General features: G+C 37.2%; 14 protein-coding genes. 2 read left to right on the top strand and 12 right to left on the bottom strand.

Annotation, left to right across the window (positions count from 1 at the left end):
* Window positions 1-107: 107 nt before the first annotated feature.
* On the bottom strand, window positions 108-2,030 hold the full coding sequence (locus tag PVK62_RS02295; protein WP_274443161.1) for a transglycosylase SLT domain-containing protein: 1,923 nt from the start codon (window positions 2,028-2,030) through the stop codon (window positions 108-110).
* A gap of 80 nt (window positions 2,031-2,110) precedes the next feature.
* A complete protein-coding gene (locus tag PVK62_RS02290; protein ID WP_274443263.1) occupies window positions 2,111-2,656 on the bottom strand; it encodes a VRR-NUC domain-containing protein in 546 nt (181 codons plus the stop codon).
* A gap of 281 nt (window positions 2,657-2,937) precedes the next feature.
* Here PVK62_RS02290 and PVK62_RS02285 point away from each other — a divergent pair, with 281 nt between their 5' ends.
* A complete protein-coding gene (locus PVK62_RS02285) occupies window positions 2,938-4,548 on the top strand; it encodes an NAD(P)/FAD-dependent oxidoreductase (protein WP_274443162.1) in 1,611 nt (536 codons plus the stop codon).
* Window positions 4,549-4,637: 89 nt separating this feature from the next.
* On the opposite strand, the gene PVK62_RS02280 is transcribed toward PVK62_RS02285, so the two are convergent.
* From PVK62_RS02280 to PVK62_RS02250, 7 genes are all read right to left on the bottom strand, one after another.
* Window positions 4,638-4,901 carry a hypothetical protein gene (locus PVK62_RS02280; protein WP_274443163.1) on the bottom strand — a complete coding sequence of 88 codons (264 nt, stop codon included), beginning with the start codon at window positions 4,899-4,901 and terminating at the stop codon, window positions 4,638-4,640.
* A gap of 148 nt (window positions 4,902-5,049) precedes the next feature.
* Window positions 5,050-5,397: a RidA family protein gene (locus tag PVK62_RS02275; RefSeq protein ID WP_122034711.1), complete on the bottom strand. Its 348-nt coding sequence runs from the start codon at window positions 5,395-5,397 to the stop codon at window positions 5,050-5,052.
* Between the two features lie 270 nt (window positions 5,398-5,667).
* Window positions 5,668-6,021 (bottom strand): YkgJ family cysteine cluster protein, encoded by a 354-nt coding sequence (locus PVK62_RS02270; protein WP_274443165.1) that lies wholly within the window; start codon window positions 6,019-6,021, stop codon window positions 5,668-5,670.
* A gap of 5 nt (window positions 6,022-6,026) precedes the next feature.
* On the bottom strand, window positions 6,027-6,362 hold the full coding sequence (locus PVK62_RS02265) for a zinc ribbon domain-containing protein YjdM (RefSeq protein ID WP_274443166.1): 336 nt from the start codon (window positions 6,360-6,362) through the stop codon (window positions 6,027-6,029).
* Between the two features lie 110 nt (window positions 6,363-6,472).
* Window positions 6,473-6,604, bottom strand: a complete 132-nt coding sequence (locus PVK62_RS02260) for a hypothetical protein (protein WP_274443168.1) — start codon at window positions 6,602-6,604, stop codon at window positions 6,473-6,475.
* Window positions 6,605-6,643: 39 nt separating this feature from the next.
* Window positions 6,644-7,117: a GNAT family N-acetyltransferase gene (locus PVK62_RS02255; protein WP_274443169.1), complete on the bottom strand. Its 474-nt coding sequence runs from the start codon at window positions 7,115-7,117 to the stop codon at window positions 6,644-6,646.
* Window positions 7,118-7,206: 89 nt separating this feature from the next.
* Entirely contained in the window at window positions 7,207-7,968 is a 762-nt protein-coding gene (locus PVK62_RS02250; protein ID WP_274443170.1) for a ribonuclease H family protein, read from the bottom strand.
* Window positions 7,969-8,176: 208 nt separating this feature from the next.
* Between PVK62_RS02250 and PVK62_RS02245 the strand changes: the two genes are divergently transcribed.
* A complete protein-coding gene (locus PVK62_RS02245) occupies window positions 8,177-10,210 on the top strand; it encodes a tetratricopeptide repeat-containing diguanylate cyclase (protein WP_274443171.1) in 2,034 nt (677 codons plus the stop codon).
* Between the two features lie 33 nt (window positions 10,211-10,243).
* Here the strand turns inward: PVK62_RS02245 and PVK62_RS02240 are convergent, their stop codons facing one another.
* The 3 genes from PVK62_RS02240 to fdh3B form a co-directional block, all read right to left on the bottom strand.
* On the bottom strand, window positions 10,244-10,600 hold the full coding sequence (locus PVK62_RS02240) for a cupin domain-containing protein (protein WP_274443264.1): 357 nt from the start codon (window positions 10,598-10,600) through the stop codon (window positions 10,244-10,246).
* Window positions 10,601-10,770: 170 nt separating this feature from the next.
* Window positions 10,771-11,793 carry a formate dehydrogenase subunit gamma gene (locus tag PVK62_RS02235; protein ID WP_274443172.1) on the bottom strand — a complete coding sequence of 341 codons (1,023 nt, stop codon included), beginning with the start codon at window positions 11,791-11,793 and terminating at the stop codon, window positions 10,771-10,773.
* A 16-nt stretch (window positions 11,794-11,809) separates the two neighbouring features.
* Window positions 11,810-12,418 (bottom strand): formate dehydrogenase FDH3 subunit beta, encoded by a 609-nt coding sequence (gene fdh3B / locus PVK62_RS02230; protein ID WP_274443173.1) that lies wholly within the window; start codon window positions 12,416-12,418, stop codon window positions 11,810-11,812.
* Window positions 12,419-12,422: the final 4 nt, after the last annotated feature.

The raw sequence follows: 12,422 nt of genomic DNA, 5'->3' as shown, positions 1-12,422 counted from the left end.
TAGTAGGAAAGATAAAACGTTGGTGTCTATCTCTTTTTTGGATGCATGAAATTACTAAATAGTGACAGTGTCACTGGTTTTTATTTTGCATTGACTGCTGTACGTTGTTATGGATGCCAATCTAATTCATCTAGGGTTAAGAAAGGAGCTTTATGCCCGATAATCTCTCGATAATACATTTCAAACATTAAAATATTTTTCACATAAACTCTGGTTTCTTTAAATGAAATACCTTCGATATACGCGAATATGTCAATGTTAGGACTTGTCTGCCTCCGCCATACTGCTGCCATTGTCGGGCCAGCATTATAAGCAGCATAAGCAATGACCCTATTTTGATCATAACGATTAAGTAAATGGCTAAGATATCGACTGCCAATTTCAATGTTCTTCTCAACGTCCAGCAACTCTGACCGTTGTTGATAACTGATATCATATTTATCTGTAATGTACCTTGCTGTACTTGGTAAAACCTGCATTAAGCCCAAAGCACCAGCAAATGAATGAGACAAAGGTTCAAAACTACTCTCTTGACGTGTTAATGACAGTAACGAGATAGTATCCACGTTATGTTTCTTTCCATAATATTCAAATAAATCGTAATATCGCACAGGGAAGCGCAATTCAATGTAATCCCACAATTCACCAACGAGTGTCGCATCATGAGTAAAGGCATGCCACTGCTGTGCCTTCGCATAAGCGGTAAGCAGTGTTTTATCTTTTGTAGGAACTCGGTTAATTAAATGCCGCCATTGACTCTTTGCTGGAGCCTCTTTTCCGAGATTTAATAATTCATTTACTCTATTTATCTCACTTTGATATATGGATAATTGCTCAGTATCTATCTCAACGTTTGCTATGGGATATCGAATCTCTCTATTGAGGGAAATTGCTGCTGCGATACTATAAAAGTGACGCTCTCCCAATATGCGTTTTAACCGAGCCTCTCCACTTAATCTATCTCCAAGTTCAATCTCACTTCGCCCTAACCAATACTGCCAACGATATGAAGAAGCTTTCTGCTCTGATAATCCTAATATCCAATATTGAATATCTCGCCACTGTGCTTTTCTAATCGCTAGTCGAATTCGTTGCTCTAGTGCTTCATCATTGTTTGATTGTTCAAATATTTGATCTCGCCATTCAATCACCTCTTGATCTTTAGCTTCTAATAATCGAATTGCGGCACATTCTAAACCCGATTGAAATTCGCCCTTTTCAAACTCAAAATGTGTTATTAAAAACTGAAAAGTTGAATAGGTCTTGGTGATATCATTACGAGCTAAGTGTTTAAACATCGTTTGAGCATAAGCCCGATTAAACGGCGTATCTTCTTTTGTCTCAAACAGCATGATTAATTTATTTGGATCTTTATATAAACGTCCCATTTCAGTCAAAGTATCCCGACTTTGCTCAGTAGAAACTAATTTACGTAGATAAGTAATTAAACTCGAATTTCGACTATCAACCGCAAGTAGTGCTCTTAGGAGGATATCTTCATCGGTTCTCTCTGCCTTTGACCAATAAGAAAACAGCTCATTACAAGCATTAGAGACGCTCTTGCCATTCATCCATAACTTTTTTGCCCCTTCAAATGCGATCTCTTTCTTGCCTTGGTGATAAAAGGCTGTGTAGTAATAACATTGGTAGTGTTGATCTTTAGGCAGCTCTTTCTGATAACCTAATAGATTAGCCCAGTTTCTCGTGGCTATCATGGCATTAAGATAATCAGCACGTATAGATACAGAGAATGGGTAATCAAAAAAATCTTGTGAGAATTGCTTCACTTGTTGAGGAGTTTTGTTATTTATATCAAATAAGAAAGCGCGGTAATCAGTATAAGCCGCTAACGGGTAGTCATCTATACTTGTACGCTTTATATGATAAACAGAAATGTCTTTGTTATTAAACCCCTGTTGAATCGCATCATAAGCATAGCGATTTAGCCATAATTCAGATACAGCAACAGAGTTTGAGGAGCTAAACATCCCTATAAAAATAACAAACCAATTCACGTTAACTAACCGCATTGAAAATCCTTTTCCATAAATGCATTGGTCCATGTGGTTTATTTACATTACATGCTCTAGTACTTTGTGGCTAAAAAACATTAAACACCTAATGGATTTGGAAATTGAACAACTTTAATATCATAACTTTTCGGAGTGTAGCTACTGCCTTCTTCTGCAAGATAAGCCACCTCTACATCACATTCCAATACTGATTTAATGTTTGATAAACAAATTAGCTCAGCATCGGAAAGAAGTTCATTCTCTTTTTTTACCACTACAAACAATATAGAACCATCTGTTTTATATAAGAACAAATCAGGCTCTCCAGAGGTTATTCCTGTTCGTAACCCTTTAAAGAGAGATAGCTTATTTGGATTAATGTATTGAGCAAGTAAGATCCGACCTTCTGTATATAGTGGATTATCAAGCTCCCAATTACCCAGTGCATAAAATGGCGTACCTAACCACCCTTGTTTCATATATTGAGATAATCCAAAATACGCTCCAAAATACTCATTTGGTTGCTCATCAATCACCAGAGGAGTTAATAAACTCGAAGGTAACCACTCTTTCTTCCCTTTTATCCAATCATCAAGTAACCGTTGAGGATAGCTAAATACCGTTTCTTTAATCGTGTGGATCATCATAAATTCCTTGTATAGGTACAACAATAAACCTGAGCAGCATCAATACGATAGCGCAAGATAAATTACCATGAATTTAGGATACAATTTGTGATGCTATTTAAATATCTAGAATGAAACAACCGATTTTATTCCTCCCTTCGAGAAGAGTTTATGGCCCCTATGTATGGTGTGATATAAAATGAATACTTTTGCCGTTTTTAAGCGCTAATATTGATTACATTTTTGAGATAGATCACGTAAACTACGCGCTTATTTTCATGCCAACTATCAGGTGAATTATGATACGTATCAACCAAGTTAAATTACCGCTGGATCACAGTGAAGACGAACTGAAAAATGCCGTTTTAAACACACTGTCTATTACTGAAGAACAGCTGGTTGATATCCATGTATTTAAACGTGGCTATGACGCACGTAAAAAGAATCAAATTTTCTTAATCTACACACTAGATATTACCCTGCAAGACGTGAATGAAGAGCAGCTATTAAGCAACTTTGAAGACAACCATAACATTCGTGTTTCACCTGACACAGAATACAAATACGTTGCCACTGCCCCTGCTGATTTAACTGAGCGCCCTATTGTTATTGGTATGGGTCCATGTGGTTTATTTGTTGCTCTTATCTTAGCGCAAATGGGATTCAAACCAATCGTATTAGAACGTGGTAAATCAGTACACGAACGTGCAAAAGATACTTTCCGTTTTTGGCGTACCAGTGAATTAAATACAGAATCAAACGTTCAGTTTGGTGAAGGCGGTGCAGGCACTTTCTCTGATGGTAAGCTATATAGCCAAGTGAAAGATCCAGGTTTCCTAGGACTTAAAGTAAAAACAGAATTTGTTGCAGCCGGCGCTCCTGCTGAAATCATCTACGTAAGTAAACCTCATATCGGTACTTATAAGTTAGTGACGATGGTTTCACAAATGCGCAGTAAAATCATTGAACTAGGCGGTGATATTCGTTTTGAAACTCGCGTTGATGAAATCAACATCGAAGACGGACAAGTGACAGGTGTGACACTAAACGGTGGCGAAGTCATTAATAGTAAACATGTTGTTGCTGCGATTGGTCATAGTGCGCGTGATACGTTCCAAATGCTACACGACAAAGGTGTTCATATGGACGCTCAATCATTCTCAATTGGTTTCCGTGTTGAACACAAACAAGAGATGATTGACAAAGCTCGCTTTGGTAAAAATGCAGGCCACCCACTTCTAGGTGCCGCCGATTATAAACTCGTGCATCACTGTAAAAATGGTCGCTCTGTATACAGCTTCTGTATGTGTCCAGGTGGTGTTGTTGTTGCCGCTACGTCAGAAGAACATGCGGTAGTAACCAACGGCATGAGCCAATATTCACGTAGTGAGCGTAATGCAAACAGTGCAATCGTGGTTGGTATTTCTCCTGAAGACTTCAATAACGATCCTCTACAAGGTATCGCTCTACAACGTAAACTAGAACGCAATGCTTATGTTATGGGCGGCAGCAACTATGACGCACCTGCACAAATGGTTGGGGATTTCTTAGCCGCTGGTAAAGGTAAGCCGTTTGAAAACGTTGAGCCATCTTATAAGCCTAACGTTAAAATGACTGATCTTAGTGATGCATTACCAGATTTCGCAATTGAAGCAATTCGTGAAGCTCTGCCTGCATTTGCTAAGAAAATCCGTGGTTTTGACAGTAAGGACGCGATGCTAACAGGCGTTGAAACTCGCACCTCATCTCCAGTACAAATCAAACGTGGCCCAGACTTTCAAAGTATAAACACGAAAGGATTATATCCAGGTGGTGAAGGCGCAGGTTATGCGGGTGGTATTTTATCTGCAGGTATTGATGGAATTAAAATCGCTGAGGCGGTTGCTCTAGATATGCTAAAAAACGCGTAATTATCTCAATAAAAAAGCAGTATAGTAATATACTGCTTTTATTCTTCTCTATTATACTTCTGATTCTAATTACATTAAAAATACACGCATCACTTAGTACGAAACAGGCAATGCGATAATTTAGCACCCAACATAAAGAAAACACTCGCGACAATAAAAAACAAAACACAAGTTACGGTGTAACTAATAATTACGGGTAACCCGAGTCCAAAAGACAAAGAAAAAGCAATACCTTGAAATACTTGGTAAGGCCACTGATGTATTGGGAAATGAGAACCAATGGACATCGCAGTAATAAAACCAATTAAACCTAAAAATGAAATGATCATTCCCATAATGGTTGCTTTATTCATATAATTCACGCTTAACCTTAATCACACAAGGTCCCCTTCACAGCACAAAAAAATTGTGGCGACATTGATGTTAAGAGCATATCTAAATCCGTCATCCCTGACATCTTAACTCCTACTTATCTATCTTAAAATCGAATGAAACCGAACATTACTTAACGGCTGCTACGAATGCAATTTCAACTAAGTATGCAGGGTCTGCCAACTCAACTTTTAGACACGCTCGACTTGGTGCGCACCCTTCTGGTAACCAGTTGATCCACGCTTCGTTTAAAATACTTAGGTTTGCAAAATCCGTTACATAGATAGTCACAGACACAAGGCGTGACTTGTCACTATTCACACTTGCTAGCATCTCTTCAGCTTGAGCAAATACTTGTTCTACTTGACCTAACATATCTGCCGTTTCATCAAATGGCACTTCAACAAAGTGTGCCATCTTATTAAAAACAGTTACATCAGACCATTTAGCGCTTGGATTAATACGTTGGATATCCATTGTTCAATAACACTCAGTTATAAATTATCGAGCCGCATTTTGCTCAACATTTGATCTTTTGTCACCATAATTTTATAAAAATAATTACTCATGTGATCTTAGCTTGGGATAATTAAGGTGTCGTAATATAAAGTGGAACAATAATAAAATACTCCACAATCTACAAATACCGCGAGATATTATCAAAACAAAAAAAGCCCGTATAAATACAGGCTTAAATATTAGATTTATTTCTTTATTACTTATCAAGTGTTATCGAATAATTATCTATCAGACTAGCACTTGTCGAGTATTTTTAATGAAATAATGTATTCCTCGCTCAGTTTCTATATCAACCATTTCCTCTGGTCGACAGCCGTTTGGACACGCCATTCGTGGTGTCGTACCAAATAAGCGACAAATTAGTGGGCGCTCTTCATACACTGTGCAACCATTAGGCCCCAAATGAACACAGTTATATTCTTCTAAGGCAGCGTCATGCTCAGCATCTGTTTTTACAGGCAGACGGCGCATTTCTTCCGCAGACGCAGTGACTGGCCCACAACAATCGTGACACCCTTTTGTGCATTCAAATGATGGAATACGACGACGTAAGATTTCGATGACCTCTCCGTTATTATTCATAACCGTTAGGCCTTTTTGACAAACTGAGCGGTAACCATCATTTCACCAACGCCATCAACCTTGCAGTCTAATTGATGATCTTTTCCATCGACGATGCGTTTAACAATCGCTTTTGTACCCACTTTAATCACTAAAGAACTGCCTTTTACTTTTAGATCTTTCGCTACCGTAACTTTATCACCTTCTTCTAATAAGATCCCATTCGCGTCTTTTACGATGACTCTTGCCTCCATTAACACTTCTTCAGGGTTCCATTCATGAGCACATTCTGGGCAGATAAGGTTATTTTGATCTTGGTACACGAATTCTGAGTTACATACGGGACAAGGAGGAAGAGACATGTTCATTACTTCTTATTGATTAAACTTATCCCTATAGTAATAGGTCTATTTTATCATTGCGAGTAGATTCGAGTGTTTTAAATAAACGTACTCACATATATAAAATGCGCTTAGTCGTGGTTTTTACTATCTAAATGATCTTGATATTTTTTAGTAATCCATTGGTGTAAATGCAGTCCGGTGTTCTTTTTTACTAAGAATGCAATTAGTGCCAAAACACCTATTCCGATAACTGTACCCATGACACACTCCTTGTTAATTACTAAAAATCTATCCGTAATTTAGTTACCTTTCGTATGACTAAAACGCTGCCTTGTGACTAATCCCCATTTTTCATCAAGATACTTATCCTCAATATAAGAATTCACTGTATAGTCGCTAACTACATTCTGCCAAAATTTAACGGCATGATCAGCCCCTTCAACTTGCTTTATTTCCCAAGCGCCTCCAAGAAGCTCAAAAATTTCAATGATAAAATGCTTACCAATTTTGTTTTTTCGAAAACATGGTAATACATAAAAATCGCAAATTTCATATTCCTTTGCTGATTTTTCCATAATAGCAGTAAGAGCCGCTGGTCTATCATCTACATACAATAAGTAACCTGAAACATTGCCTTCAACTTTAGGGTATATGTCGAATAACCCATTTTCATCTGGCTTATCTTCAATAATCTTAGAAAATTCGGCGGCATAACCTTGATACAAGTTAGCGTATACATGTTTGTTATTATTATTCACTCTGACTATTTTCATAAAGAAGCCTTTATATAAATGTAGGAATTATGCATCCTTAGGGGACAAAGTACAGTAGACTGTGTTGTGTCTATTATTATGTACATTCCTTAACCTGCACGAAGCGCTAAAATTTTCGCTATGTCCGTCGTTTCTTGATAAAGAGTTAACGACTTATTTTTAGACTCAATAGCAATAATCGACATTCTATCTGCCAATTCATTACCTTCAATGCCAACGTGACCGTTAACATGATAAATCTCTATCTTACTCACGATCTCTTGGTACAAAGCATACATTGGTTTAATGATATCTAAGTTTTTGATTTCTCCACTTGCTTTCGTCCAGCCTTTCTTTGACCACCCTTCAGCCCATTGAGTTATACTTTGTATCGCATAAGTAGAATCACAATAGATAGCAACTGAATGTCCTTTCGCAATTTTATCTTTTGCCAACATAAAAGCCTGATGCAATCCATTTAGCTCAGCAGTATTGTTTGTACCTACTGTTTGATAAATGCCATACCACAATTCACTTATCTTATTATTTTCATAGACCGCAATACCTGCACCCGCTTCACCAGGGTTAGGAACACTTGCCCCATCCGTGAATATTTTAATATCAAATAACATATCCGTTATTTGTTTTTGAGTAAGAGGCGTCTTTTTTAACTTACTTGCCGTTTTCACCGCCTTAACAGCAGATGATTGAATACTCGATTTGTTACCAAAAGCTGATTCAGCCTCAACTAATGAAGGAAATGATTTATACTTCGCTCCAGCAAATTTATCAACTTGAGCTTTACATTGAGCCCATGTTGTAAATATTCCCGTTTCGCGACCTTTCCAGACTACGTAGTATTTTTGAGCCAATCTATTTCCCCTACTTAAAATATCCAATTAAGCCTAAATTTACCACTTAATACGATAAACCCAAAACCAATCTAGAATATCGAATCAAGTAAACCGTATTGATATGATCATTAGCACAATCACTATCTTACCCGTGAGAATGATTGCTATATTTATGCTGTAACTATTGATATTATTGATATAACTTTGGACGATAACTAATGATTGCATGAAACTAAGACTTTTTATTTCTTTACTGGCTTTGATAAGCTTAGTCATTCTATTTTTTGCAAAGCTATTATCTCTCAATACCGAGAGTGATTTATCAAAACAATCACCCCAAATTCAACAAGCTATTGGTTTTATTCTTAATGCGCAATCTGCACGACGCGGTGAACATATTGATTATTTAATATCATCCGTTTCACACCATAGCTCTCAAGTTCCGTCTTTTTATACTGAGTTTATTAAGGGCTATATTGATTCAGCCAATAATCAGTATGATGATGCAACAGAGCATTTCAACAGAGCAAAGCAATTCATTTACCCTGAACTTGCTTCTCATGTGTTATCTCGATTATTTTACGAGATAAGCCATATAGAACTAGAACAAAAACAATATGACCTATCTGAAAATACGTATCGTCACGCTGAAGAGTTATTTAATGATAATGATGATTATAGTAATGCTTTTATTTTAATTTCATTAGGACGAACTTACGATCTTGCTGATGTAGAAGGTGGAAGCACGCTGACTATTAAACAAGCTAATAAAGCATTAGAATTCGCACAGAACATAAAATATTCAGAAATAGAACGTGTTTATTACACACTTGGTCTTTCTTATTGGAACAATAATCAAACCATTACGGGGATCAATTTTAAATTAAAAGCGTTAAATATCTATTTAGAGAAAGAACAATACAGTGATATCGTCTTTTCATTGACAGACATTGGTATCGACTATCTTTTTTTAAAAAACTACAACGAAGCAATACGTCAGTTAAAACAAGCACTTCAATATCAATTAAAGATAAATAACACCAAACCTGAAGAGGCATATTACGTTGTATATAAATTGTACAATGCGTATATTCAACTTAATGATTTAGATAATGCTAAGTACTACTTAAATGAAGCTCAGCGATTCTTAGCATCATTACAAGATTCAATCGTTAAAGACAACTTTCAAACTAACCAACTTTTACTCGAAGCAGATTATCTTACTACTGTCGGTCGTTCAAAGGAAGCGCTAGCCCTTCTCAACCAAGCAACTGAACGACATAAAAATGGATTATCAAACGGTTTTTATCACTTTGATGTTGCTTTATACAATGCTTATGGGAAAGCTTATAACCGTTTAGAGCTATACGACAAATCTATTCAGCAACACCAACTTGCTCTAGATTCTATTAAAAAACGAGAATTATTTTATTTAGAAGATGACACCTACTTTTACTTATATGAAGCTTACCTAAAACAAAATAACCCTCTAGACGCTATTTATTACCTAGAAAAAAGCCATGCTATAAAAACAAAGCAACTAAATGATAACAATCAATCTCAAACTCAATTCCTATTACATTCATTTGATAATAAAAAGAAAGAAAGCAGAATTTTAGAGCTTGAAAAAAATGCCAATAAGATAATGTTCTTTTCTGGTTTTCTACTTTGTATTCTAGTTGTTATTGTTGTATTTATTCGTATCTTAATAGGAAAAAATAAAGAAATCAGCACACTAAATATTAAACTGCATAAACTCAGCATTACTGATGTATTAACGACGATACCAAACCGAAGAGCATTAGAATTGCATTTTTTAAACAATAAGCAGGATTTAACTGTTCGCTCTATCATGATGATAGACATTGATTATTTTAAAAATTACAACGATACCTATGGTCATAAAAAAGGTGATGAAGCATTAATCGCTGTCGCTAAAGCGTTAAAAGACAGCTGTAGAGAAAATGATTTTCTCGCTCGATGTGGCGGTGAGGAGTTTATTTTCGTGATGAACAATACCAATCAAGCGGAATCAATACAGATGGCTGAAAAGATTCAAGCCAACATTACCTCTTTATGTATTTCTCACGAAAACTCTGATGTATCTTCTTTTATCACCTTAAGTATTGGTATTACTACCTACTCTATTAATAAAGAAGATGACGCAAATAATGAGAAAGCGATCATCGAAGCAGATAAAGCGTTGTACTATTCTAAAAGCAATGGTAGAAACCAAAATAACCACTTTAATGCGATTTAAAGCCTGTAATTGCACAGGCTTTAAATTCATACATTATTTTGCAGGAGCAAAGTCTTCTGCTGCTTGACGATGCGCTGTGTAAATCGCTTCGCCGTCACTTTCAGCATCAAAGATTACAGTTACATCAGGAGAGAAAAGGATAACATCGCCTACTTCTGCAACGTACTTGTTACCTTCAACGTCACGAACTACGATTTTACCTTTTGTTACTACTTTGTATTCAACTGAATCGTAAAAATATTCAAACTCAACACCTGGAGACATAGTAAAGTGTCCCATCGTTAGTGCGTTTGTGTTATTTGTTACTGCCACTTCTGCCATGTCACTTTTTAGGCCCGGCTCATTTAATAATTGACTCAGATCATTCAGTTTAAAGCTGCCTGATTTAATTGTACAAAGAAGTCACCCTTTCATGCAAAACACCGCAATAAGCCCACTTTCAGGTAAAACACTATTACAAAAACAGAAGTAATGCATGTGATGACATTTAAATATAAAAAAGCCGAGCAAGTTACCCTGCTCGGCTTTTGAATTTATGACAATAAAAGTAATGAACTAACTTAATCTACTTTCTTATCTTGTGGTTGGTTTTCAGGAAGGTCTTTCACTTCGTGATACCATAAGTCATGGTGCTCTTTTGCCCATGTTTCATCAACATCACCCGTTACCATGCCATCTAGACCTGCTTCCATACCGAACAAGCCGATATAGATGTGGAAGATGAAACCACAGATCAGAATAAGTGCTGATAGCATATGCACAAGGTTAGATAGTTCCATGTCACGGCGTAGTTGGCCGAAAATTGGGAAATCTAATACAAAACCACTGAAAGCAACAACAGTACCAAATATAATTAATAACCAGTAAATTGCTTTTTCACCACCATTTGAAAAACCAGCTGATGGGTGCGAACCTTTGTGTTTACCTACCATGCCGCCCATTTTCATGAACCATTGAATGTCTGTCTTGTTGAAGATAGATTTTCTCCACCATTTCAAAAGTACACACATTAGTAGGATAAAGAAGATAGGCCCTATGTAGTTGTGGTATTGCTTCGCAGCATAAATAATCATGCCCCAGATTTCACTTGGTAAAATCGGTTTTAAAAAGTGTTTACCATAAACTAAACATAAACCACTAAATGCCAGCGTTAAAAATGTAAATGCCATGCTCCAGTGTAAGGCGCGATCCAGACGAGACCAGCGTTTTATCTTACGGCCTGTTTTTGGTTTACTTAGTTTTAATGGGCCTACAACGAAATACGCCAGTGTTACCATTACTAAACTACCAAAAATAGCAAGTGCACCTAATGGTGACATCCATTTTTCTTTTAGTACAAACCACGTTTCGCCTGCGGTACTAATAAGTACACCATGCTCAGGCGATTGAGACGTTGTATAGCCTTCTTGACCTGCCTTTACTTCACGCCAAAAATCAGCGCCTGCAAGTTGGGTCATTTCTTTCTCTGCACTCTTATTCGTTGCGCTTTCATTTGCCATACTAGGTGCAGCAAATGAAAGCGTTAATGCTGCCAATAATGGCAGCAATAACGAAAGAGAAAGACGTTTTAATTGTGTAAACATCACTCTCTCCACTGGATTAGCTCTTAGTCGCATCAAACGAAAGATCTTCACCATCTGTCCAACCAGCGGCTTCTGCACCACGTTCTACAACACGTTGACGGAAGATGTCAGATACTTTCTCTGCATCACCGGCAAGCAGCGCTTTAGTCGAACATAAAGAAGCACACATTGGTAATTTGCCTTCTGCAATACGGTTTGCGCCGTATTTTTCACGCTCTTCTTGTGACCCTGGTTCTACACCCGGACCACCAGCACAGAACGTACATTTGTCCATTTTTCCACGCTCAGCAAATGCACCCTGTTTAGGGAACTGCGGCGCACCAAATGGGCAAGCAAATAGGCAGTAGCCACAACCGATACAAAGATCTTTGTTGTGACGTACGATGCCATCTTCTGTGTGTTCAAAACAATCTGCAGGACAAACGGCCATACAAGGCGCATCGGTACAGTGCATACATGCAACAGAAATTGATGTTTCACCCGGCTCACCGTCATTTAGTGTTACTACACGACGACGTTGGATGCCCCACTCTAGTGCATCATCATTTTCGTTTTTACATGCTGTGACACAGCCGTTACATTCAATACAACGCTTGGTGTCACATAAGAATTTCATTCTAGCCATTTTA

The sequence above is a fragment of the Aliivibrio sp. S3MY1 genome (assembly GCF_028765575.1).
GTDB lineage: Bacteria > Pseudomonadota > Gammaproteobacteria > Enterobacterales > Vibrionaceae > Aliivibrio.
Note: the sequence above shows the minus strand (reverse complement) of the source record. Positions and strands in the feature narration are given on the sequence as shown.

Bases quoted from the DNA above. Each gene is read 5' to 3' on its own strand.
- PVK62_RS02295 (WP_274443161.1), bottom strand. From the start codon at position 2,030: ATGCGGTTAGTTAACGTGAATTGGTTTGTTATTTTTATAGGGATGTTT.
- PVK62_RS02290 (WP_274443263.1), bottom strand. From the start codon at position 2,656: ATGATCCACACGATTAAAGAAACGGTATTTAGCTATCCTCAACGGTTA.
- PVK62_RS02285 (WP_274443162.1), top strand. From the start codon at position 2,938: ATGATACGTATCAACCAAGTTAAATTACCGCTGGATCACAGTGAAGAC.
- PVK62_RS02280 (WP_274443163.1), bottom strand. From the start codon at position 4,901: ATGAATAAAGCAACCATTATGGGAATGATCATTTCATTTTTAGGTTTA.
- PVK62_RS02275 (WP_122034711.1), bottom strand. From the start codon at position 5,397: ATGGATATCCAACGTATTAATCCAAGCGCTAAATGGTCTGATGTAACT.
- PVK62_RS02270 (WP_274443165.1), bottom strand. From the start codon at position 6,021: ATGAATAATAACGGAGAGGTCATCGAAATCTTACGTCGTCGTATTCCA.
- PVK62_RS02265 (WP_274443166.1), bottom strand. From the start codon at position 6,362: ATGTCTCTTCCTCCTTGTCCCGTATGTAACTCAGAATTCGTGTACCAA.
- PVK62_RS02260 (WP_274443168.1), bottom strand. From the start codon at position 6,604: ATGGGTACAGTTATCGGAATAGGTGTTTTGGCACTAATTGCATTCTTA.
- PVK62_RS02255 (WP_274443169.1), bottom strand. From the start codon at position 7,117: ATGAAAATAGTCAGAGTGAATAATAATAACAAACATGTATACGCTAAC.
- PVK62_RS02245 (WP_274443171.1), top strand. From the start codon at position 8,177: ATGAAACTAAGACTTTTTATTTCTTTACTGGCTTTGATAAGCTTAGTC.
- PVK62_RS02235 (WP_274443172.1), bottom strand. From the start codon at position 11,793: ATGTTTACACAATTAAAACGTCTTTCTCTTTCGTTATTGCTGCCATTA.
- fdh3B (WP_274443173.1), bottom strand. From the start codon at position 12,418: ATGGCTAGAATGAAATTCTTATGTGACACCAAGCGTTGTATTGAATGT.